Below are 23356 nucleotides of genomic sequence, written 5' to 3'. Positions count from 1 at the left end.
ATGGCTGAAAAGTTCCGGCGCAAACACAGCAAGAAGTGAGCACACTGGAGGGGGGCCTTGGCTGATCTGAATCTGGGCACGGCCTACCTCCAGTTGGCGCCCTCTACCAGAGGGCTCGTGCCTGCCATCAAACAGGAGATGGGCAAGGCTGCCCCCGCCGCCCGGCAGGCAGGCGACAAGGCCGGCGCCGAGTATGGCGACAGTTTCGCTAAGCGCTCCGGCGGCTTTCTCCGTAATGTGATGTCCGGCGTCGGCATGGGTGTCGGCATGAAGCTCCTCGACGGCGTCGGGGGCGCACTCAAGGGCCTCGGCAGCATGTCCTTCGGTGCCGGCATCGAGCGGTCGCTCAATGTCGCTGGTGCCGAGAAGAAGCTGGAGGGCTTGGGCCACTCCGCCGCGGGCGTCGAGGCGATCATGGGCAACGCCCTGGCTTCCGTCAAGGGCACGGCCTTCGGCATGGGTGACGCAGCCACCGTCGCAGCCTCCGCCGTCGCCGCGAATATCAAGCCCGGTAAGGACCTCGAGCGCACCCTGAAGCTCGTCGGTGACACCGCGACCATCGCGGGTTCAGGCATGGGCGAGATGGGCGCCATCTTCAATAAGGTGGCGAGCTCCAACAAGCTGCAGGGCGATGTGATCGCACAGCTGGGCGACCGCGGTATCCCGGTGTTGCAGTTCGTCGCCAAAGAGATGGGCATCACCACCGAGGAAGTCTCGGAGCTTGCCCGCAAGGGGTCCATCGACTTCGAGACCTTCCAGTCTGCGATGGAGAAGGGCCTGGGCGGCGCGGCCCAGAAGTCCGGCGAGACTTTCGAGGGTGCGATGGCCAATGCTCGCGCCGCGCTGGGGCGCATTGGTGAGAGTTTCGCCACCCCTGTGCTGCAGGCGTTCACCGAGGGGTTCCAGGCCGCGATCCCGGCGATCGACTCCCTGGGCGGCAAGCTGGAGCCGCTGGCGGTGCAGTTCGGGGATTGGGTGGGCAGCATCATGCCCTCAATCATCTCCGGCATGGAACGCCTGCCTGACGTCATCGACACGGTCGGCGGCGCCATCGGCTGGCTGGCAGAAGGCGCCCAGTCCGCCTGGAGCCTGCTGTTCCATGGCGAATTCGACGGCGGCCTGTTCGGCCTCAAGGAGGACCACCCGGCTGTCGGCGTGATGCTGCTGATCCATGACCGGCTATCCGAGCTCGGCGAATGGGTCACCGGCGTCGGCGTGCCCGCTTTCCAGCAACTCTGGGACGGACTGGGCCAGGGCCTGATGCCCGTCATGCGCGCCGTCGGCGACTATGTGACCGGCACCCTGATTCCGACGTGGTCAAGCATCGCCGGCGTGGTGCTGTCTGTCGTTGGGCCCGCGCTCGACACCTTCGTCTCGATTATCACCCGCAACGTCCTGCCGGTCGTCGGGCAGATCGTTGCCTTCCTTACCGACCGGGTGGCGCCGACGATGCGCCGCGTGTTTGAGGATGTCGCTCTTCCCGCACTCCGCACGGTGGCGGACTTCATCACCGACCGCGTACTGCCCACCTTCCGCACGATCGCTGACTTCATCAGCGAGCGCGTCGCTCCGGTCGTCCTCGACTTCGCTGACCGCGTCCTGATCCCCGCCTTCGAGGGCATCGCCAAGGTCGTGAAGTGGGCATGGGACACGGGCCTATACCCCGTCCTCAACGGCATCTGGGACATCATCGAGAACGTCGTCGGCCCGGCCGTTGGGTGGCTGTGGGAGAGCGTGTTTGCCCCCACGTTCGACCAGATCGGCGATGCTGTCGAATGGTTTGGGAAGAACTGGGGCAACGTCTGGGGCGGCATCCAGCGCGCCGCAGCAGCGCCGGTCAACTTCGTGATCGACGTCATCTGGAACAACGGCCTGCGCAAGCTCCTCAACCTGATCCCCGGCGTCGACGTCGGCGACCCGATCCCCACGGTCAACGTTCCTGCCGCCCGCTCCGGCGGCGGGGGTGGTGCGGCCCGCGCGCTCGCTGCGTACCAGACCGGCGGCTACGTGGACCTGCCGTGGTCCGCCTCGAACCGCGACCCCTACCTCGGGCAGACCCGCAGCGGCGGCCTGTTCCGGTTCGAGGGCGAAGAGTTCATCGTCAACCGTGACCAGACGCGCCGATACCGTGACGTGCTGGAGGCCATCAACGCCGGCGACTTCCATGTCCCCGGCTATGCGGGAGGCGGAGCGATCCGCCCCGTGCCCGGCGGCCACTTCGGATGGAACGGCGGGCGGTACCGCAGCTCCGGCAAGTGGCACGGCGGCCTCGACTTCGGCTCGAGCCTGGGCAACCCATACGGCACCCCGATTCGCTCGATGTGGGCGGGCACGGTGTCTCACGCCGCTCGACTTGGCCGCTCCTACGGCCACCACGCGATCGTCAACCACGGCGGGGGTCTGCAGACGCTCTACGCCCACATGTCTCGCCTGATCGCATCCGTGGGACAGGCTGTGCAGGCCGGCGGCATCCTCGGATATCTCGGCTCCACCGGCAACTCCAACGGCCCGCACCTTCACCTCGAAGTCCGCCGCAACGGGCGGCAGGTCAACCCCGAGCCATATCTGTCAGGCGCCGCCACCATCAACGGTGGCGGCGAGGCCGGAGTCGACACCCAGGGCCAGATGGTGACCGACGACAAGGGAAACCTCATCGACCTCCTGGTCGAACTCCCCCGCCAATTCCGCGAGATCCAAACCTCGCTCGGCGAGATGACCTCGGGCCCGTGGGGGGAGACCTTCATGGGCTCCGCCAAGCAGGCCATCGGCGGCGCCGCAAAGTGGGCCGCCGGGAAGGTTCCCGGCCTGGCCGAGCTGCTCGGCTTCCTCAACGTCCCCGGCTTTGCAGCGGGCACACTGTCAGCGCCCAGCGGTCTCGCCTGGGTCGGCGAGCGAGGCCCTGAGCTGGTCGACTTCCGAGGCGGCGAGCGGGTCTACAACGCCCGCGAGTCCGCGGCCCTCAGTCGCACGATGCACATCAACAGCCTCACCCTCGCCCTCGACGCCCGCCAGGTGTCCACCTTCCGCGAGTTCGCGGACCTCTACGAGCACCTGGAGCGGCTCGTGGCGCAGCACAACGTCGACCTAGTCCCGATTGGAGCCTGACCTATGGCCACGGTGATCGCACCCCCGGAGATCCTGTCGACGCAGCGCGTCGGCAAGGACATCTATGTGCGCTACCAGGCGGGTGCGTCTGGCTACACGGTGATGATCTACGAGCTGCGTACCGAGACCTCGGGCTGGTGGCAGGCGACACAGGAGACGACCCGGCAGGGGCACTACACAGTCACCTCGTGGGGCACGACCCCACTCGACGTGAACACGCCGTACTACGTGCGGATGCGGGCCCGGCACTCCTCCGGCGTCTTGACTGACTATTCCAATGAGGTCAAGGTCGACCCGATCACGGTGGCGCCGCCGAAGATCCTCGCCGCGACCCGCACGGGGGCTTTCATCTCGGTGCAGTACGAGGCGGGAGCCAGCGGCTACACTGCGATGTACTACCAGCTGCGCACCACGTCGCGGGGCTGGTCGCAGGCCACGTCCGAGACGACACTGAACGGTCGCTACACGATCACCAGCTGGGCCGGACAGGCGCTCGATCCGCTGCAGACGTACTGGGTGCGAGCTTCGGCCGGTCACACGTCGGGGCGGCGGGTCGCTTGGTCCAATGAGGTGCAGGTCGGGCCGTGGCAGGTCGCGGCCCCGTCGATCGTGTCGGCCACCCGCACCGCCGAGAAGCAGGTGCGGCTTAATCTCTCCGGCGTCGTCAGCGACGCCCAGGTGGTGCCGCAGATCCGGCAGCTGCCCGATGGGCAGTGGTCGACGCTGTCGCCGCGCGCCGTCTCGGCAGGGTCACCCCAGCTGACCATTGCGGTCCCCAGCGGTGTGCATGGCTATGCGGTGCAGGTGGCGCAGAGGCAGCACTCTGTCACGTCCAACCCGTCGTCGTCGACGACGGTGGAGGCGTGGTGGCAGAAGCCGCCGAGCGCGACGATCGGCTCTCCGTCGCGTGCTGCCGATGGCACGATCACTGTCCCGTTCTCCGGCTCTCCGACGGCCCGCGCGCCGTGGACGAGCGTGCTGGTGCGCTGGCAGGTCGACGGGTCGCCCACCTGGTACAGCAGGACACTGCCGGGCACGGCCCGGACGGTCACGATCACTGCTGACAAGGTTCGCGCGGTCACCGTCGAGGTGCTGCCCCGTAATGCTGCCGGTGATGCGACGTCCGCAGCGTCGACCAAGGTCGCGGCGGGTGTGGTTGCACCGTCGGCACTGGGCGCCCCGACGGTCACATGGGCAGGCACGACCCCGACCATCTCCTGGACCCTGCCGCCGACGGCGGCAGACAGGCGGGTAGAGCGCGTCGCAGTGGAGCGCGTCGCGGTACTTGCCGATGGGCGGCGGCTGGTGACCACCATCGCCACCGTCGCGGCCCCTGCGAACACGGCCACGGATCGCCCCCCGTCGAACGCGCTGATCTCCTACCGGCTGATCGCGCACAATGCGGCCGGCGCATCAGAGTCGACGTCGCCGGAGTCGCCGCAGGCGGCTACCGTGCCGCTGGGGGCGTCGTCGCTACAGGCCCGCCGCACCGGCCCTGACGCGGATCTGCAGTGGACGCTACAGGGTGCCACGACCGCGCAGTCGTGGCAGTTGGAGTTCACCACCTCGACGCTGGGTCGCGACGCCCCTGAGCCGGACTGGTACCCACTCGAGTCCCCCGGTGGCGCTGCACGCTCGGCGACCCATGCCATGCTTGCGGCAGGCGTGTCGCACACGTGGCGCATCCGGCCGCAGCACCCACTGATGCCCGAGGGTGTGTCCCCCGACTGGCGATACTCGGCGACCCTGAGCGCCGACGTCCCGCCCGCGGCCCCCGTCATCGCGGGGTTGTCCTCGCTGGATCCGCGCGAGGACATCGAGATCTCCTTCGAGCATCGGCCCTTCGATGGCTCGGCGCAGACCTACGCCCACGTCCGCTTCCGCAGGCAGGGCACGACGACATGGACCAACCGCTACCCCGGCACCTCCGCGACGGCCACCATCCCGGCGGGCACTTTCTCTGCCGGTGACCGGATCGAGGTCCAGGTCGCGACCCGAGGCAAGCACCCCACCACCGGCGCCTACGCCTCGCGGATCTTCACACTCCGTGCACGCCCCGAGGTCTCCATCCTGGCGCCGTCGCACGGGTCGACGGTCACGAGCTCCACGGTGCGAATCGAGCTGGCTTTCACTGGGGCGGTGCAGGAGACGCGCCTGACGCTGCTCGACGGCGCAGGCAGGGAGGTCCATAGCCGCACCCTGGCAGCCCATGTGATCTGGGCCACCCTGCCCGTCGAGGACGCCTCCAGCTACAGGGTCCGCGCCGAGGCGTGGGACGGGTATCAGTGGTCGCTCCCCGCCGAGGTCGCTTTCGATACCGAGCTGACCCGCCCGCCACGCCCCACGCTGACAGCGGAGGTCGTAGGCGAGTCGGTGGCACTGGGGGCGCTCGTCCCGTCGGGCCTGACCATGACGCGGCTGGCATGGATGCTGCCATGGGACAAATGGACCCCCGGCCGGAATTCGTCGGTCGATCGCCGCAGCCTCAACGTCGACGGCACTTTCACCCCCGCAGTGGTCGTGGGCGCCGGGTCGGTGTCGACGCTGGACGTGCCGCTGCCTGAACGCTGGCCGGAGTACCGCGTCTGCGCTGGTGCCGAGGTGCTCAAGCTGACGCCGTCCGCGACAGCGCGGGCCCGCATGACGCTGGTCAGCGGCGCCGAGGAATCACCTGGCGAGTGGGTCGAGTCCCCGACCTATCAGCAGCGCTCCCCCGTCCACGTGCAGACCTCCCTCACGGCCGGCGCGCTGGTCAGCGCCAGGCTGGAGCACTACGGCCAAGGCGATGCCGCAGTATGGGCCGTGCGTCCGCACCTGATCGCCGACAGGCCCTCGACCGGGCCGATGCGCTGCACCCCCTTCGACGCCAACACCGTCGACCCGGAGGGTCGCTACGAGTACGGCTGGTACCGATGGGGCCAGGTCGCCTACGAGGCGACCTATGCCTTTGACGGCGGCGACCTTCCCGTCGAGGCGACCGAGAAGGTCAGCTTCTATCGCTCCTACGACGGCGGGGTCACATGGGATCTGTTGGGCGAGGCTAGCGACACCTGGTCCATACAGGACGACACGCCCCCACTGCGGAAGCGGCTGCTGTACAAGGTCCGCGCCTACGCCCGGGGCGGCGGCTGGTCCGAGTCCGCGCCCGTCGAGGTCGTCGTGGAGTCCGACCATATCGTCATCGACTGGACCGGCCCCGACGGGCCCCGCACGCTGCGCGGGATCTGGAACCCCAACCTCAGCCACACCCAGCCCGCCCGCCACGTCAAGGCCGTCCGCTACGCCGGCGACGCCTTCGATACGCACTACTGGGGCCCACCCACCGGGCGCACGGTCAGCGCCGATTTCGTCGTCCTCGACGACGACGAGATCACGCCGGCTGAGTGGCTGGCCATCGGGCAGCATCCCGGCGTCGTCACCTACCGCGACCCGTCGGGGGTCGTCATCTCAGGTGCGGTCACCGGCGAGCTGTCGTGGTCTGGCACGTCCAGCATCGTGCAGTCGGTGAAGGTCACCGTCGCCGAAGGGGTCGCCGGATGATCGGCCGGGGCCGCGGCCAGGAAAGCTGGCGACTGCACGTCGTCGACGGCGACGAGCTGCCCATCGTCGAGGGCTCCGGCTCCGACGACTGGCAGGAGAGCCGCCCGTCCCCGCATGGCATGACGGTGCAGCTCAGGGAGCATCCCGGCGACCTGCGTGGGGCCCTGCTGCGCGGCACCTATCGCTGCGCGAAGGGGGCGTGGACGATCGGCACATGGGTGCCCACCGGACTGACCCGCGCCATGTCCTCCGGGCCCGACATATGGACGCTCAGCGCCGTCGACCCGACGGTGCGACTGGCCCGCATCCATCTGCGCCGCAGCTACACGCTGCCCACCGGCGGGGACATCGAGGCCGAATCTCGCCGGCTGCTGGAGACCTACCTGCCCGGAGTTCCGCTGGCCATCGTCGACACCGACGCCACGGCTCGCGTCCCGCTCACATGGGAGGTCGGCACGCCGCTACTCACTGCGCTGTCGGAGATGCTGGCCGCTGGAGGGCATGAGCCCGTGCGGCCCACCCGCGACGGCGGATACGCCGCTCCGCTGATCGGTGCACCTGGCGGCGAGCCCGTGGTCGAGTGGGCCGACGACCGGACACGCGGGCAGTTCGTACCCGAGCTGGAGCTGACCGACCGGCTGCTCGATGTCCCCAACGAGGTGCTGGCCATCGCCGCAGGGTCGGGCAGCACGCAGGGCCTGGTGGGTCGCTGGGTTGACCTGGCAGCGATCAAGCGCTACGGCCGCCACACCGACACCATCCGCGTCGAGGCGACATCCCAAACGGCCGCCGATGCGCAGGCCGCCAAGCGTGGCCGGGATCTGCAGGCCCAAGCCGCCGAGCTGACCCTGACCGCCCCGTGGGAGCCCGTCGACGCCGGGTCGCTCGCATCCCTGACATGGACCGAGCGCGAGGTCGAGAAGCGCGCCATCATCCGCGGCTGGTCGCACACATGGGCACCGTCGGCTGAGACGGCATGGACACTGCAGGAGGTCCGATGAGGAAGAGCACACTGGAGCAGCTACTGATGGGCGGCCGCGATCGCCCGACGGTCAGCATCCTCGACGGTACGGTCACCTCGACCGCCCCCTACATGGTGCAGTGCACCGGGGAGGACATGCCGGGTGAGGTCATCCCGCTCATGGCCAAGGGCGCAGTCGGTGAGCGGGTGGCGATCCTGACAGCGGGCCGCCGCCGCTACGCTCTCCCGCTGTCGCTCACGTGGGACGAGTCCACCCTCGCCAGCATCTCACTGGCGAAGCTGGCCGATGGGCAGCTGTCGGCGGGGGTGCGTACCTCGCTCCGCACCCAGTTGGCCGTGCCCACCTCGACCGAATGGGCTGCTGTGACGCCCGCGTCGGGCATCACCGGCACCGCCTACTGGCGGATCAAGAACGGCACGGTCTACCTCCACGGCTCCGTGACCCGCGCCGCCGGGAACTTCCCGGCCCCCTGGACAACGCTGCTCACCCTCCCGTCGGCCGCCTGCCCGTCACTGCCCGCAGGAGAGGGGTTGGCCTACAAGTCCATGAGCAACAACGCTGGCGTCCATCTGGTGGGCTACGTCGGCTCCACCGGCGTGGTCGCCGCAGGGGCCGCCGCCACGAACCGCGTCGACCTGTCGACCATCGCCCCGTGGAGCGTGTGATGCCCGACCACCTGTACCTACCCGCCGCAGGGCAGCCGATCTCGTGGCGTGACCACCTGCGCGCCCACCCGCTCAGCGTCACCCTGCTGGTGCTGGTGACCATCGGCGCGGCGGTCATCATCGCGGACTCGCTCCTGCTACATGCTCTGCTACCGTCACTGACCCCCATCCCGCGCTGGGTGCAGGCCACTCTCGGCGCCCTGCTGCTGCTCGGCGTCGGCACCGCGCTGCTCGGCATGACCTGGCGACCCAGCCTCATGCAGCGCCACGACGGCCGCGTCATGGCACGCATCGACTCCCCGCTCGCCATCGAGCGTCTCGGGTGGCTGCTGATCGTGATCGTCTCGCTCGGTATGGCATGGGCCGTGGCGCACACAGGGCCGTGGGTGCTGGCCACCATGCTGCCGATCACCTGGGCCGTGCTGGCTGCCTCCCGCGCCGTATCACTGACCCTGATTGGGCGACACCGCCGCACGGCACCGGAGCGGATCGCTGCGCTGAGGGTCGTGCGATGACGTGGCCCACACTCATCGCCGGGGTCGTGTCCTCCAGCACACTGGTCGGTGTCCTGACGTGGTGGTCGGCGCGGAAGAAAACACCCGTCGAGGTCGACAACCTTGTGGTCGAGGGCGCCAAGGGCGTCGTGGGCATGCAGTCCGACCTGCTCGCCGCGATGCGCGAGGACATCGCCCGGCTGCGTGACCAGATGGCGCAGGAGCGCGCCACCCGCGAACGCGAGATGGACGCGCTGTGGGACCAGCTGCGCATCGCCGTCGAGCACGCCGTGACCGTCCACGACTGGATCGAGGGTGGGATGCGCCCCCCTCCACCGACCCGCCCGTCGTGGGCCACCCCCTGCATATGCCCACCCCTGCCCGGCCCGTCCGTCCCCGCGGACCCATCGACAACCCCTAGGAGGCCATCATGTCCTGGCACCTCGCCCCATCTCTGGTCAGGCTCCGATCGGAGATCAACGCCCGCTGGCCGAACCGCGACAAGCGCTCGGACGGCACTATCGGTGACGCCGCCCACTCCGCGCGCAAGTCGGACCACAATCCCAACTCGCGCGGCTCCGTCAACGCGTTCGACCTCGACGAGGACGGACCCGACATGAAGCTGGTACTCAATCGCCTGATCGGCGACCCCCGCGTCAACTACGTCATCTACGAGCGCATCATCTATTCACGCTCCCGCAACTGGATTCCTCGCGCCTACACCGGCTCCAATCCCCACGACAAGCACTTGCACGTCAGCATCCTCCAGACGCGGACCGCAGAGCAGGACACCCGACCGTGGGGCATCGCGTCCGCCGTCTCATCCGCCCCCAAGCCCACGCCCAAGCCAGCCCCCGCACCGACCACAGGAGGTCTCACCATGTCCGACGCAGCCGCGATCAAGTCCGACACCGAATACATCCGCAACCAGCTCCGAGCCATCGCCGACGGCACCTACAGCCGCGCCGCGCTCAATGCCCGCAACGCCGACATCGCCACCATCGTCAAGGCCGCCACCGACGCCCAATCGCGCGTCCTCCTCGACGCTTTCGGGAAGCTGGGCGTGTCCACCGTCGACCTCAACGCCCTGAAGGGCGAGGTGCGTAAGGCTGTCGCTGATGCGATGGACGGCGCCGTGATCGAGATCAAGGCGGGCCAGTGATGAGCACCACCGCCACCCGCTCGTCCGCCATCGGCGGCCTGCTGATCGCCGGGGTCAACGCGATCCTCGGCCTGGCGCTCGCGTTCGGTGTCACCCTGACCGGCGAGCAGATCGCCGCCATCGTGTCGGCCACCGGTTTCGTCGGGATCGTGCTCACGCTGGTGCTGTGGACGACCACCGTGCCCCGCGAGACGGTCGTGGAGCACCTGATCGGCCCCGATGTGGTCGCCGGTCCCGCCAACGATCTGGTGCCCACGGGTGCCACGGTCCGCGAGCTCGAACCCCGACGCGCTGCCGAAACTCTCTAGGAGGCCCCCGTGACCCTCGATGCTGACTGGCCGCAGATGCCCGGCGCCTTGGTCGTGGCCCGCTTCGCGCGGGTCCACGGCGACGGCTCCGACGCTGACGACCGCCCCGACTGGATCGCCCCGGTGGGGGCGGAGTTGACGTTCACCCCGTCCATCACCGGCCCACTCGTGTACGACCCGACGGGCGCCAAAATCATCGTGGACGTGAGTTCGTTCCGCGCCGTCGTGGGCGAGGCGGGGTTCGCCGTCGCCAAGGACGGCGGGCACCCGATCCGCCTCGCGCCGACCGATGATCCGCTGATGACGCGCACCGGCTGGCTATGGACGTGCTCATGGTCAGGCGGCAAGGTCAGCTTCCCCGCTCCGTCTGAGAGTGAGGTCAACCTCGCTGACTTCATCATCGCCCCACCCGGCAACCCGGTCGTGGAGGAGTGGGTGGCACGCGTCACCGAATCCATCGAGGTGTCCGGGGATCTGCTGCAAGCGGCTGCGGACTTGCAGGCCACTATCGACGCGACGGGCAACACGGCAGCCGACGCGGCTTCCACTGCTGCCGACTCAGCGTCCGCCGCCGCCACATCGGCCACCGCCGCAGCCGAGTCCGCTGCTACCGCCACATCAGCCGCCACCTCCGCCGTCGAGCAGCTCCGCGAGCTTGCGGGGAACTTCGCGCGCGTCGTACACACAGGGCAGTCGCTGATCCGCAACGCGAATTGGTCCGATGGGCTGAACCATTGGGCCGGGATCAACGCCACCCTGTCCTCTGCGGATGGCGTCTTATCGTCCACGGCCTCCGGCGCGGCGTCGAGCCACAGCGCCTACCAGTCCTTCGGCTCCAGCTTCACGGGCGAGAAGGGCCACCGCTACTGGGTGTCGGTCGAAGCGGAACTATCCGACGCGGACAACACCACGGGCATCAATGTGTCGCTGATTCGGGGTTCGTCGAGTGTGGGCCTGCGGGGATACAATTCGTCGGGCCGGACACTGCATCAGCCGGAGGCCGGCCGCTGGTACGTGCTGCATGGTGTGATCGTCGCTGACGCGTCGCTCGACGGCGCCAATGTGCAACTGTCGGTGGCCGCGGCGCACGCCTCGGCTGCTGACGCGGCGGGCAGGGTTCTGCGCATCCGACGCCCCATGGTCATCGACATCACCGCCGCCTACGGAGCAGGCAACGAGCCGGTCGGCACCGACGTGTACCGCACCGTGCTCGAAGCCCACGGTGGTTTCCTGCATGGCGAGGAGCGGCTCTCCGCGCCGGCAGCCGTGGCGACGCTGGATGTGCGGGAGCGACGCCGCCCCGTGCAGCGGGCCCTGCGTGGGCAGCATCCCGGCCCAATGGTCGTCTACCGCTTCGACGACGGCTACCAGGGATGCCTAAGGATTGCCGCCCCTATCATGGCGAAATACGGCCATCGCGGCACCGGCTACGTGGGCACCGGCCCCGAGTGGCTCGGCAGCATCCGCAACAGCCTGCCGATCCTCACCGCCGGCGAGCTAGTCGCACTGCACGAGGACTACGGCTGGGAGATCGCGTCCCACACCCGTGAGCACGTCGCCGCCAACTGGCAACCACTCCCGATCTGGTCGCAACTCGTCAAGCCGTCGATCACCGACATCAGCGACATGGGGCTCCCCGTCCCGCGAAGCTTCGCCTACCCCAACGGCACCCGCTACCCCAAATACGACGCGTGGCTCTACCAGAACTTCCGCTTCGTCGGTGTCACCGTCGAAACCGCTAACCAGATGCCCTGGGACAAGCCTGCATTCATGACGGGCTGGATGACGATCAACTCATCGACGCAGCTGATCGACGCGCACTTCGCCCGGATGCAGCGCTACGTGAGGACGTGTTTCGAGCGGGGCCAGCACGCCGTGGTCGCCTTCCACGGCATCACCGAAGGGTCCGCGACCCCGCCGCTGCACTTTCACCTCCAAGAGGCCGTTTTCCGGCGGGTGGTGGAGTGGATCGACGCCGAGGGATACCCGGTCGGCACGCAGGACCAGATGCGCGTCCACAACCAGATCGCCGACCCTAGCTTCGGGGAGCATCCGGTGGGGGATGCGCCGTGGCAGTGGACCCATGCCGGTGGTGAAGGCTGGGGCCGGTTCGTGCGCCGCGACGACGCCGTGTCCAACTACGCCGTGAGTGTGGGCGGCCGCCCTGCGGCGGGCCGGGGCTTCTACCAACACATGCACCTCACAGAGACCGGGCCGTGGAAGCTGTACATCAACGCGCACATCCCGACCCGCACGGCGGGCTCGGTAGTCGTGGACATCGACTACCAGAACGACGTGGGCGACGTGCTCTCGTCGGAGGAGGGGGTCATCACCCTCGACGCGCCCACCAGCGGCCCGACGCTCCGGGCCGGGACGTTCACCGCACCAGCGCATGCGACCACGGCCCGCGTGACCGTCCGCACCCACCCCACTACGTCCTTCACCGGCGTCGTGCATGTCGGCTTCGTCGGGGCATTCCCAGCCCACTGGACCGACCCCCTCGCCATTGCACTATGACTACCGCGTAGGCCGCCGGATGGAAACTCATCGCCTAACACCCGCCCCCGCCGTCGGGACGCCCCGACAAGGCAGAGGCCCCGCACACCATCACGGTGGGCGGGGCCTCTTTTGCGTCCCTCGATCCCCGCGCCGGGCTGGCTTTCCATCACGGCTCCAGTTGTAGCCGCTTGGCAGAGGCCAACAACGCCTCTCGCGCCAACTCCGGCGACGCGGCTAAGTAACGTTCCCCCGGCGGCGTCCCGTGATGATTTGCGAGACGGTGGACTGGTCCACGCCAAACTCGCGCCCGAGCTCCCTCTGGCTCTCCTCTGCCGCATAGCGCCGACGAAGTTCGCGCACATCGTCGGTGCTGAGCTTGCTCGCAGTGCGAAACCGGGACCGCTGAATCGCTTGCCTGACGTTCTCCGCCTGAGTGCCAACGGAGAGGTGGTCAGGGTTCACGCACGGAGGATTGTCGCAGGCATGAAGGACGAACAAGCCCTCTGGGATCACCTCGCCGTTCGCCACCTCCCAAGCGATTCGGTGCGCATATCCGTGCTTGCGATTCGGCAGCGTCACCCGCCCGTATCCGTTGGCGTAGAGCCCGCCGCGCCACTCGATACACCCGTTCGCCATCGTCTCCTTTGGTGTGCGCGAGAACCTCTCAGCACCGGGCAGGCCGTCAGGAAAGCAGCGCGGCTGAGCCTCGCCGGGGTCACCGGTGCGAACCCATCGCGTGTAGTGCATCGTGCACATTCCACGGCGCTTCGGGGGCTTGACGCAGCCATCAATGCTGCAAGTACGATCTGACATGTCGACTCCAATCAGTCGGCCACTCCCCGGGCGGCTGCAACCGTCGCGGGGGCTTTACTGTTCTAGCTCAAGAATAGTCGCAACCTGCGACAATGCTGTGAGAACTTGCCCACGACCGGGATGCTGATAGACCCGTGCCATCGCGACCGACGACCAGCCCATGACCGCCTGCACCACCTGCACATCCACGCCGGCCAGCAGCAGCGATGCCGCAGTGTGGCGCGCCTCATGCAGCTTGTAGCGGACGGGCTCGACGTCCCATCCGCCGCCAGCGGCGCGCTCCCCCGGCGACTTCCACGCCTCCGCCGCATCGGTCAGCCCGTACCAGCGCCGCCGATCCGCATCCACACCCATGGGTCTGCCCGTCGACGCTGGCCACACCAAGCCGTGGGGCGACTCCGGCGCGGCCTCGCGCCACGCGGCCAGCGCGTCACGCATCCACGGCACCAGCGGCACCACCCGCGCGCCGGCCGCGGACTTCGGGCGCGCCAGGAACCGCGTCCCCTCCAGGTGCCGATGCTCCCAGCCCTCCGGCAGGTCATGCCTGCGCCTCGCCCGGTCGCTGTACGGCACGCTGACCAGCTGCCACCCCACGTCGATCTGCTCGCGCTCCAGGTCCACCGCATCCCACGTCAGGCCGAGGCACTCGGCCTGCCGCATCCCCTGCAGCAGCGCGGCCACCCAGCGCGAGGCGTCCGGCTGCAGCGAGGCGACCTCGACCAGCCGCAGGGCGGGCTCCAGTGGGATCGCATCGCGACCAGAGGGGCCCGTCGGCGGCTTACGCACGGCCAGCACGGGCCGGGGCACATCGTGGCCCTCGGCCACCGCCGCATGGAGCAGGGTCATCAGCGTGGAGTGCACGGCGCGGCGCGTCGCCAGAGATCGCTGAGCGTCGGCCAGAGCGTCCTGCATGGCCCGCAGGTCGCCGGGCGTGAGCCGGTCGATGCGCTTACGGCCCAGCGTCGGGATGACCCAGCGTCGGATACGTGAGGCGTGCTGCTCGAGCGATGAGGGCGTGAGGTGATCGCGGGCCAGGTCCAGCCATGTGTCCGACCACGCCCTCACTGTGGGCGCCGAGGTGGCGACCGTCTCCCCGCGGGCCATCGCTCGACGTGCCGCTGTCATGCGGTCGAAAACCTCATCCTTGTCGCGGCCGGTGAAGGTTTTGCGCCTGCGGGTGCCGGCCTCCGTCCAGCCGACCTCGATGACCCCTCTCCATTTTCCGTCTGCGCGCTGGTAGAAGCTGCCCTCGCCGTGCGGGATCTCGTACTTCCGTCTAGCCATCATCGCCCCCATCGGACCGTGTACCCATTCGTGTACCCATTCCCAGCATACGCCTAGCACAGGCTAAGCGACTAGCGGCAGACGGAGAGGGTAGGGCACTTAGGGAGCGAAACCCGCTGTGACTAGGGGCTTCGCTCCCGTGGTACGCGAGAAGGGACTTGAACCCTCACGCCCGAAGGCACCAGAACCTAAATCTGGCGTGTCTACCAATTCCACCACTCGCGCGAGCGAGACAGATTCTAGCCGTCTCCGTACGGATCGACGACCGGCTGGCCCAGCGGGAACCGCGCAGCCACCTCGTAGCCGAAGCCATACCCCGAACTGCGCGACTCGATCAGCACCAGTTCCTCCGCTCTCCAGGACCAGCCGGGGAAGGCGTCCAACACGGTGAGCCATCTCGTCGCCTGCACGTCCCGGCTGTGCCGCGCGAGGGTCAGGTGCCCGACGAAACGGGTGCCGTCAGCCTCCACCCCCGCCCTGGAAGCAGCCGCCCGGCAGCTGGACGACAGCGCCGCAAGTTCGTCGTGCCCCACCGGCACGGCCAGCCCCAGCACGCGGGCCTTCATGGGGTTGGGGAACGCGATCCCGCCCTCGACGCGCACCTCGAAAGGCCGGGTCCGCGCCGCGACCTCCGCCAGGTTGTCCTCCAGATACTCATCGCGCCCCAGCGCAACCTGCCCCATGAACGCGGTGGTCAGGTGCCAGCCTTCCGGGCGCGTCCAGCGCAGCTCCGGATCAGCGTCGCGCCGCGGCGCCACATAGCTGTCCAACTCCTGCACGATCCCGGGCGGGGGCAGCACCGCCGTGAACATCCTCTTCGCCATACCCCCAAGCTACTGCGCGAGCCACTGGCGCACTGCGGTAACGTCATTCGGCAACGGCGAAGAAAGGGATGTCAGTGGGTAGGTTCCGAGCGTTCATGCGCAGCATTCCCCAAAGGTTCTGGTTCGTGCCCGCCCTGTTCATCGGCGCGGCCATCGTGCTGGCCCAGGTCCTCGTCGCGGCCGACGAGGCTGCGCTGGAGTTGCCCGCGTTCATCCGCAACTTCCTGTTCGCCACCGGCGTCGACGGCGCCCGCGCACTGCTCTCCGCCGTCGCCGCGTTCCTGGGCGTGGCTGGTACCGCTTTCTCCATCACCATCTCGGTGGTCAGCACGGCGTCAACCACCTATGGGCCCCGCCTCGTGCGCAACTTCATGCGCAACCGCGACAACCAGGTGGTGTTGGGCGTGCTCACCGCCACGTTCGTCTACACCCTGCTGGTGCTGCGCACCATCCGCTCCGCCACCGACGATGGCGCAGCCTTCGTGCCCCACCTCGCCGTCAACGCCGCGATCATCCTGGGCGTCATCGACGTTTTCCTGTTCGTGTGGTTCATCCACCACATCGCCAACTCCGTACAGGTCGAAACCATTGCGGAGGGCGCCCGCCACGACTTCGAGCGGGCCGTGGGCCACAACTGGCTCGACCCTGAAGACGACAAGTACGACAGCTTCGACGCCCCAACCGAGGGCGGCGGCATCCTCACCTCCAAGGTCAGCGGCTACCTCACCCACATCGACCGCTCCATGCTCGCCGACGACGCCGCCACCTGCGACGTGTCCGTGCGGCTCCTCAAACGCACCGGCGACCAGGTGGTCAAGGGGGAACCCCTCGCCCAGGTGTGGCCGGAGGAACGCGCCGAGGACATCGAGCCCGCACTACGCGATCACATCCACACCGGCTCCAGCCGCACCACGGACCAGGACGTGCGCTTCGCGCAGCAGCAGGTGGTCGAGTTGGCGGTGCGTGCCATGTCGAACGGCACCAACGACCCGTACACCGCGGTCAACGCCATCCAGCAGGTAGCCTCCGGCGTGCTGACCGCCGTCGGCCGCCCGGACAGCGCCAACGTGCTGGTAGACGGCCACGGCGCGCCCCGGCTGTACCTGCGCCCCGTCACGATTGAAGAGATCGTCGACATGACCTTCGATCACGTGCGCCCCTACTCCCTGACCACCCGGGTGGTACTGGAGGCGCTGGTGGATCTGGCCGCCCGCATCCGGGTGGCGGCGGTGGACCCGGAGGTCGCCGCGCGGGTGGAGCACCACGTCGACGTCATCCTCAAGGAGGCCGACCTCGAGGACCGCGACGACGAATTGTTGCGCGCCTACGTGGACACCAGCCGCCGCGAGACGGTCTACACCCCGCCGGCCCAACCCTGACGCCCCCGAATCAAGGGCTCGGGATCAACGGACTTCAGTGCGGGGTCGTCGACGGCGAACGTGGCGATCCTGCCAGGCCCACTGTGGCGGGTCTCGAACCGGACCGTCACGCGGCCCAGGCCGGATCCCCACACCCAGCCGCGGCCGTGCTCGTCGTGTTCCACGTCTGAGCCCGGGTAGTAGCCGCCGCGCCCCCGCACACCGCTGAGCGGCACGTCCAGCTCCTCGGTGATCTCGTCGCTCGAGACGGCGGGCTCGCCCGGGCCATCAAGGAGCCCGTCGTCGAAGAGCCGCTCCTGCGCGGCGGTGACGAAGTTCGACACCCCGATGCCCAGCAGCCGTACTCCGGGGCGCACGTCGACGTCCGTGAGCGACGCGATGCCGGCGGCCGCGATCTCGTCGGCGTCATCGGTGGCGCCGCCCAGGCTGCGGGCGATGGTGCGGGTGGTGAAATCCCCGAAGCGCACCTTCAGCGTGACGGTGCGGGCGAAGAACCCGGCCTTGGTGAGCCGGCGCGCCACGGCTGCTGCGTCGCGGCGCAGGATCTGTTCCAGGTGGGCGCGCTCGGTGAGGTCGACGGCGAAAGTGTCCTCGGTGGAGATGGATTTCGGGTCGCGCTGCGGCTCCACCCGCCGGTCGTCGCGCCCCCAGGCGAGTTCCGCGAGCCCGTGGCCGGCGGCCTGCCCCAGTTCCCGGATGAGTTCCCGGCGATCAGCGCCGCGCAGGTCCTCGACGGTGTACAAGCCGATGCCGACCAGCCGCTGCTCGGTGGCCGGGCCCACGCCAGGAATGGCGCGCACCGCCATGGGCGCGATGAAGTCGAGCTCCTCCTCAGGCTTCAACACCCGGGAGCCGTTGGGCTTGGCGTCCTCGCTGGCCAGCTTGGCCAGGAACTTCACCGAGCCCACGCCCACCGATGCGGTGAGGCCTTCGGTGCGTCGCTCGAGTTCGGCGCGCAGCCACTCGACGCGCTCAGGGAGTTCCTCGTCGGCCCAGCCGCTGGGCGCGAGGTCGACGAAGGCCTCGTCGAGGCTCAACGGCTCCACCAGCGGTGAGACCTCGCGCAGCAGGTCCATCACCACCTTCGACGACGCGTGGTAGGCCGGGAATCTGCCGCCGAGGAACGCGGCGTGCGGCGCCCGGCGCTTGGCCTCGGCCCCGGACATGGCGGAACGCACGCCGAACTTCCTGGCCTCGTACGACGCCGTGGCCACCACTCCCCTCGGCCCGGATCCCCCGACGACGACGGCCTTGCCCCGCAGCGACGGCTTGTCGCGCTGCTCGACGGCCGCGTAGAACGCGTCGAGGTCGAGGTGGAGGATGCGGCGACTCAAGAATCCTCTGGGGTGGGACGGTACTGGGCGAAGTCGTAGCCCTCATGCACCTCGCGGCTGATCTCGGTCCATTCGCGTTGCGAGATCAGCGGGAACGTCGCGGCGCCCTCCGGGTCCTGGTGCACATGCGTGATGTCGAGCTCGGTGAGGAACGGCCAGGCGGCCTCGTAGATCTGGCTGCCGCCGCCCACGTAGCAGACCTTCTCGGGCGTCTGCGCCGCCAGGTCGAGCGCCTCGGTGATCGAGTGCGCCACCTCCACCGAATCGTCGGCCCAGTCCTCGTCTCGGGTCACGACGATGATGCGGCGGTCCGGCAGCGTGCGGCCGATCTGCTCGTGGGTCTTGCGGCCGAAGATCAGCGTGTTGCCGGTGGTGACCTGCTTGAACCGGCGGAAGTCCGCCGGGATGTGCCACAGCATGTCCTCGCCGGAGCCGATCACCCCGTTGTCCGCCACTGCCGCGATCGCGACGATCCTCACCAGCCCTCCTCCAATGCGATCAGGTTGTCATCCAGGTCGTAGGTGACGGTGCCGGTGCGCACGTCGCCCTCCGCCACGATGAGCGGGCGGTCCATGTCCTTCTCGAAGGTCCGCAGCTCACCGGGTGCCCTTGGCGACATCGCCACGCCCCGCACACCGGCCATGTCCACGGTGAACTCCGACAACAGGGTGAGGCCCCGCTCCCGCAGGGTGACGATGGTCTCGTCCATCCCCGGGAGGTCGAGCAGGACCTGCTCCCCGTCCCATGCCATATCCTCCGCAGCGACCGGCTCCCCCACCGGGGCCTCCCTGTTGAGCCCCATGATGACCGCCCCTGAGCCCGCCAGGACAACAGCGCCCGCGGCCACGGTCCCGCCGATGATCAGGCCGCGCCGGCCCATGCCGCGCCGGCCGCCACCGCCCTCTCCTACATAGCGGGGTCTCGGTAGCCCGTCGAAGGCGCCGAGCATTTCGCCATGGGTGGTCGCCCGCAGCAGCAGGTCGCGACGCGCCTCGAACCCGGCGTCGTCGAGCAGTCCGTCGGCGTAGTGCTGGGCCAACCGGTCGAGGTAGGCGTCGCGCTCGGGGAAGTGGGCGCGAAGTTCACTCATGGCAGAAGGGTAGCCCAGCGGGCGCCTCACACGGCGATGGGTGCCTTGATGGTGGGATACGGGTCGTATCCCTCGACGGTGATGTCAGCCAGCTCGAACGCGTCGATCTCGCGCACCTCGGGGTTGAGGCGCAGCGTGGGCAGGGAGCGGAACTCTCGGGAGAGCTGCTCGGCCACCTGGTCGAAGTGGTTGGAGTAGATGTGCGCGTCACCGAAGGTGTGCACGAACTCCCCCACCCGCAGCCCGGTGACCTGCGCGACGAGGTGGACCAGCAGCGCATAGGAGGCGATGTTGAACGGCACACCGAGGAACACGTCGGCCGAGCGTTGGTACAGCTGGCAGCTCAGCACGCCCGGGCCGCCGTCGTCCGCCGGCGCCACGTAGAACTGGAACATGGTGTGGCAGGGCGGCAGCGCCATGTCGTCGATATCCGCCACGTTCCACGCGGAGACGATGTGCCGGCGCGAATCGGGGTTGTGCTTCAGCGACTCGATCACCTTGGCGATCTGGTCGACACTCTCCCCCGACGGCGTGGGCCAGGAGCGCCACTGGTAGCCGTACACGGGCCCCAGGTCGCCGTTCTCGTCTGCCCACTCGTCCCAGATCGTGATCCGGTTCTCGTGCAGCCACCCGATGGTGGTGTCGCCGCGCAGGAACCACAGGAGCTCGCCGAACACCGAACGGGTGTGCACCTTCTTCGTGGTCAGCAGCGGGAAGCCCTCGCGCAGGTCGAAGCGCATCTGGTGGCCGAACACGGAGCGGGTGCCCGTGCCGGTGCGGTCGGACTTGTCGACGCCGTTGTCCATGATGTGGTGCAGGAGGTCGTGGTACTGCCGCACGTCACAGCTCCTTGAGGTAGTTCACGAAGGCGCGCACGGCGATGCCGCGGTGCGAGATCGAGTCCTTTTCGTCCGGGGTGAGTTCGCCCGACGTCATGGTCATGCCGGCCGGTACGAACAGCGGGTCGTAGCCGAAGCCGTTGTCGCCGGCGGGCTGATCGGTGATGCTGCCGGGCATCCGGCCGTGCCACACGCGGCGCTCCCCGTCGGGCGAGACCATCGCCAACGCGCACACGAAACGTGCGGTGCGACGCTCGGCGGGCACGCCGTCGAGTTGGGCCAGCAGGAGCGCGTTGTTGTCGTCGTCATCGCAGGCCGGCCCGGCCCAACGGGCGGAGCGCACCCCGGGCATGCCATTGAGCTCGTCCACCTCCAGGCCCGAATCGTCGGCGACGGCGAGCAGCCCGGTGGCGCGCATCGCCGCCTCCGCCTTGAGGAACGCGTTGCCCTCGAACGTGCGCTCGGTCTCCTCCGGCTCCGGGTACCTGTCGACGTCGCGCAGCCCCAGCACCTCGATCTCGAGCCCGGCGGCCTCGAGGATCCGCCGCAGTTCCTTCAGCTTCTTCGGGTTGTTGGTGGCCAGCACCACGCGTTCGGGCCTGGTCACGCCAGGGCCTCCCGCTGGATGCGGGTGAGCTCGGCGCAGCCGGCGGCGCCCAGGTCCACCAGGGCGTTGAGTTCGTCGCGGCTGAAGGGCACGCCCTCGGCGGTGCCCTGCACCTCGACGAACCGGCCGGAGCCGGTCATCACGATGTTCATGTCGGTCTCCGCGGCCACGTCCTCCTCGTAGCAGAGGTCCAGCAGCGCGGTGCCCTCGGCGTTGTAGCCGACGGAGACTGCCGCCACCGAATCCGTGAGCGGCTCGCCCTTCAGCGCCTTCAACCCTCGGAGGTGCTCGACAGCGTCGGCCAGCGCCACGTAGGCGCCGGTGATCGCCGCGGTGCGGGTGCCGCCGTCGGCCTGCAGCACGTCGCAGTCGAGCACGATGGTGTTCTCGCCGAGGGCCTTGTAGTCGACGACGGCGCGCAGCGAGCGCCCGATGAGGCGGGAGATCTCGTGCGTGCGGCCCCCGATCTTGCCCTTGATGGATTCGCGGTCCGAACGGGTGTGGGTGGCGCGTGGCAGCATCGCGTACTCGGCGGTCACCCAGCCGAGCCCGGAGCCGGTACGCCAACGCGGCACGCCGACGGTGACGGAGGCCGCCACGAGCACGCGGGTGCGCCCGAACTCGACGAGGACGGAGCCTTCGGCGTGGTCGAGCCAGTTGCGGGTGATGCGCACCTCGCGCAGTTGATCAGGGTTACGGCCATCGATGCGGGTCATGGGCTCCAACTTAGCGGGGTCGGGTCGTGTGGCGTCCTTCGACCGGGCGCGGGCGCCCGGCTCAGGAAACGTCAGCGGGGGCAGGTGCAGCGCTCGGGCACGGGCACGCCGGCCAGTGCCTGCTCGATGTGTTCGCCGCAGCCCTGCCAGGTGGGCTTACCGCACTTGTCACAGGTCACTTTCTGGCACATGTCTCACTCCTTGTCGATGTCCACGACGGTGGCGTCGGTGACGAAACCACCCAACAATCTACGCCCAATTCCCTGGAAATCGGTGGCGTCTCCCGTGGTGAGGAAGGTGCGCACCGCCTCGCGGGGCTGGTGCCGCAACAGGCCCGCCTGCATGAGCTGCGAGTAGGTCGACTGCGCGCACGCCTCGGACGACGACACGAGCGTCACCCCCGTACCCAGCACGTAGCCGATCACGCCCTGCAGCAGCGGGTAGTGGGTACAACCGAGGATGAGCGTGTCCGCCTGCGCCTTCTTGATAGGCGCCAGGTACTCCTCCGCGACGCTGAGCAACTCGTCGCCGCCGGTCACCCCCGCCTCCACGAACTCGACGAAACGCGGGCAGGCCTGCGCCGTCAGCGTGATGTGGGGCGCGATGGCGAACGCGTCCTCGTAGGAGCGCGAGTTCACCGTCGACTGCGTGGCGATCACCCCCACCCGGCCGTTGCGGGTGGCGGCGACGGCGCGGCTCGCCGCCGGCAGCACCACCTCGGTGATGGGTACGTCGTAGCGCTCGCGCGCGTCGCGCAGCACCGCCGACGACGCGGAGTTGCAGGCGATGACCAGCGCCTTGACCCCCCCGCTGACGAGGTGGTCGAGGCCCTGCAACGCGAACCGCCGCACCTCCGCGATAGAGCGGGGCCCGTAGGGGGCGCGGGCGGTGTCGCCGAGGTAGACGAAGTCCTCGTTGGGAAGCTGCTCAACCAGCGATCGCAGCACGGTGAGGCCACCGAACCCCGAGTCGAAGACGCCGATGGGTCGCTCGATCTGACTGGTCACAGGCAGCGAGTGTACGCTCCCTGAGCGTTGCCCTGCGAGCTTGCGAGCCAGGCGACGCTCAGCCTTGATCCACCGGTGGTGGTGGGGTTCTGTGGTGCGGCGTTGCAGGCGAAATGCCTTTTGACTTGGGAAAATGGGGTTTTCCACAACGCACATCTACCAAGAACAAAAGGCATTTCTTAGATGAAAGCATCTCACATTCTTCGCCGGGGCCACGATGACGCGTCGCTGGTCGGGGTAGCGGGGCTGGTTCCGGTGATGAGGTTGGCGCAGCAGGCCGGGCTCCATGACCTGTTGGTCGAGCATCTCACGGCGAGGACGTCGACCGATGCGTTGAAGGCTGCCGGGGTGATCGCCGGGATGCTGGCAGGCGCGGACAGTATCGATGACCTCAACATGCTGCGGCATGGGGCCATGACACAACTGTTTGACGGGGTGCGGGCACCATCGACGTATGGCACGTTCCTACGCTCAGCCACGGCCGGGACCGCGGCCCAACTCCAGGCAGTCAACAGCCGTCTGCTGGGCCGGCTGGGTCAGGCCACGGGGATGGTCGCGGTCGAAGGGCTCACGATGATCGATATCGATGACACGATCCGTGAGGTCCACGGTTACCAGAAACAAGCCGCCCGCTACGGCCATACCCGCCAGTTGGGGCTCAACATCCAGTTGGCCACGATCAGTAGTGATACCACTGGCCCGGTGAT

At 68.7% G+C, this 23356-nt stretch carries 19 protein-coding genes, 1 tRNA gene and 1 pseudogene; 10 read left to right on the top strand and 11 right to left on the bottom strand.

Features of this window, described 5'->3' with window-relative positions:
* The first annotated feature begins 57 nt into the window (after nucleotides 1-57).
* The 8 genes from BN1186_RS00275 (at nucleotide 58) to BN1186_RS00240 (ending at nucleotide 12774) form a co-directional block, all read left to right on the top strand.
* Nucleotides 58-3105 (top strand): peptidoglycan DD-metalloendopeptidase family protein, encoded by a 3048-nt coding sequence (locus tag BN1186_RS00275; protein WP_052459594.1) that lies wholly within the window; start codon nucleotides 58-60, stop codon nucleotides 3103-3105.
* Nucleotides 3106-3108: 3 nt separating this feature from the next.
* Nucleotides 3109-6645 carry a hypothetical protein gene (locus BN1186_RS00270; protein WP_040281429.1) on the top strand — a complete coding sequence of 1179 codons (3537 nt, stop codon included), beginning with the start codon at nucleotides 3109-3111 and terminating at the stop codon, nucleotides 6643-6645.
* Nucleotides 6642-7646, top strand: coding sequence for a hypothetical protein (locus tag BN1186_RS00265; protein ID WP_040281426.1), 1005 nt, complete (start codon nucleotides 6642-6644; stop codon nucleotides 7644-7646). Before BN1186_RS00270 ends, BN1186_RS00265 begins: the two co-directional genes overlap by 4 nt.
* Complete coding sequence (locus BN1186_RS00260; RefSeq protein WP_040281424.1) at nucleotides 7643-8293, top strand: hypothetical protein; 651 nt, start codon at nucleotides 7643-7645, stop codon at nucleotides 8291-8293. The genes BN1186_RS00265 and BN1186_RS00260 overlap by 4 nt, the downstream gene beginning before the upstream one ends.
* Nucleotides 8293-8808: a hypothetical protein gene (locus tag BN1186_RS00255; RefSeq protein ID WP_040281421.1), complete on the top strand. Its 516-nt coding sequence runs from the start codon at nucleotides 8293-8295 to the stop codon at nucleotides 8806-8808. Before BN1186_RS00260 ends, BN1186_RS00255 begins: the two co-directional genes overlap by 1 nt.
* A gap of 409 nt (nucleotides 8809-9217) precedes the next feature.
* Nucleotides 9218-9949, top strand: a complete 732-nt coding sequence (locus BN1186_RS00250; RefSeq protein WP_052459593.1) for a hypothetical protein — start codon at nucleotides 9218-9220, stop codon at nucleotides 9947-9949.
* Nucleotides 9949-10257, top strand: a complete 309-nt coding sequence (locus BN1186_RS00245) for a hypothetical protein (RefSeq protein WP_040281419.1) — start codon at nucleotides 9949-9951, stop codon at nucleotides 10255-10257. The genes BN1186_RS00250 and BN1186_RS00245 overlap by 1 nt, the downstream gene beginning before the upstream one ends.
* 9 nt (nucleotides 10258-10266) lie before the next feature.
* Nucleotides 10267-12774 (top strand): polysaccharide deacetylase family protein, encoded by a 2508-nt coding sequence (locus BN1186_RS00240; protein ID WP_040281417.1) that lies wholly within the window; start codon nucleotides 10267-10269, stop codon nucleotides 12772-12774.
* A gap of 216 nt (nucleotides 12775-12990) precedes the next feature.
* On the opposite strand, the gene BN1186_RS00235 is transcribed toward BN1186_RS00240, so the two are convergent.
* From BN1186_RS00235 to thpR, 4 genes are all read right to left on the bottom strand, one after another.
* Nucleotides 12991-13503 carry an HNH endonuclease gene (locus BN1186_RS00235; protein WP_180348983.1) on the bottom strand — a complete coding sequence of 171 codons (513 nt, stop codon included), beginning with the start codon at nucleotides 13501-13503 and terminating at the stop codon, nucleotides 12991-12993.
* A 120-nt stretch (nucleotides 13504-13623) separates the two neighbouring features.
* Entirely contained in the window at nucleotides 13624-14853 is a 1230-nt protein-coding gene (locus BN1186_RS00230; protein ID WP_180348982.1) for a tyrosine-type recombinase/integrase, read from the bottom strand.
* A gap of 140 nt (nucleotides 14854-14993) precedes the next feature.
* Nucleotides 14994-15078, bottom strand: a tRNA-Leu gene (locus BN1186_RS00225).
* 14 nt (nucleotides 15079-15092) lie between these two features.
* Entirely contained in the window at nucleotides 15093-15677 is a 585-nt protein-coding gene (gene thpR, locus BN1186_RS00220; protein ID WP_040281410.1) for an RNA 2',3'-cyclic phosphodiesterase, read from the bottom strand.
* Nucleotides 15678-15772: 95 nt separating this feature from the next.
* Between thpR and BN1186_RS00215 the strand changes: the two genes are divergently transcribed.
* Nucleotides 15773-17056 (top strand): DUF2254 domain-containing protein, encoded by a 1284-nt coding sequence (locus BN1186_RS00215; RefSeq protein ID WP_040281408.1) that lies wholly within the window; start codon nucleotides 15773-15775, stop codon nucleotides 17054-17056.
* Here the strand turns inward: BN1186_RS00215 and BN1186_RS00210 are convergent.
* The 7 genes from BN1186_RS00210 to murI all read right to left on the bottom strand — a co-directional run bounded on the left by BN1186_RS00210 (nucleotide 17032) and on the right by murI (nucleotide 22649).
* A complete protein-coding gene (locus BN1186_RS00210) occupies nucleotides 17032-18390 on the bottom strand; it encodes a DNA polymerase IV (RefSeq protein ID WP_040281406.1) in 1359 nt (452 codons plus the stop codon). The genes BN1186_RS00215 and BN1186_RS00210 overlap by 25 nt on opposite strands.
* On the bottom strand, nucleotides 18387-18869 hold the full coding sequence (locus tag BN1186_RS00205; RefSeq protein WP_040281404.1) for a dihydrofolate reductase: 483 nt from the start codon (nucleotides 18867-18869) through the stop codon (nucleotides 18387-18389). The genes BN1186_RS00210 and BN1186_RS00205 overlap by 4 nt, the downstream gene beginning before the upstream one ends.
* Nucleotides 18866-19480: a DUF1707 SHOCT-like domain-containing protein gene (locus BN1186_RS00200; protein WP_139650690.1), complete on the bottom strand. Its 615-nt coding sequence runs from the start codon at nucleotides 19478-19480 to the stop codon at nucleotides 18866-18868. The genes BN1186_RS00205 and BN1186_RS00200 overlap by 4 nt, the downstream gene beginning before the upstream one ends.
* A gap of 26 nt (nucleotides 19481-19506) precedes the next feature.
* Nucleotides 19507-20319: a thymidylate synthase gene (locus tag BN1186_RS00195; protein WP_040281400.1), complete on the bottom strand. Its 813-nt coding sequence runs from the start codon at nucleotides 20317-20319 to the stop codon at nucleotides 19507-19509.
* Nucleotide 20320: 1 nt separating this feature from the next.
* The gene (gene rdgB / locus BN1186_RS00190; RefSeq protein ID WP_040281398.1) at nucleotides 20321-20926 is read right to left on the bottom strand and encodes an RdgB/HAM1 family non-canonical purine NTP pyrophosphatase; all 606 of its coding nucleotides are present in this window, start codon (nucleotides 20924-20926) and stop codon (nucleotides 20321-20323) included.
* On the bottom strand, nucleotides 20923-21642 hold the full coding sequence (gene rph / locus BN1186_RS00185) for a ribonuclease PH (protein ID WP_040281396.1): 720 nt from the start codon (nucleotides 21640-21642) through the stop codon (nucleotides 20923-20925). The genes rdgB and rph overlap by 4 nt, the downstream gene beginning before the upstream one ends.
* Nucleotides 21643-21836: 194 nt before the next feature.
* Entirely contained in the window at nucleotides 21837-22649 is an 813-nt protein-coding gene (gene murI / locus BN1186_RS00180; RefSeq protein WP_342777350.1) for a glutamate racemase, read from the bottom strand.
* 264 nt (nucleotides 22650-22913) lie between these two features.
* On the opposite strand from murI, the pseudogene BN1186_RS00175 reads away from it, so the two are divergent.
* Nucleotides 22914-23356 (top strand): annotated as a pseudogene (locus BN1186_RS00175) (IS1380 family transposase); the annotation flags it as partial.

Origin of the sequence: Tessaracoccus massiliensis (assembly GCF_000826065.2) — a bacterium.
GTDB classification, from domain to species: Bacteria; Actinomycetota; Actinomycetes; order Propionibacteriales; family Propionibacteriaceae; genus Arachnia; species Arachnia massiliensis_A.
Note: the sequence above shows the minus strand (reverse complement) of the source record. Positions and strands in the feature narration are given on the sequence as shown.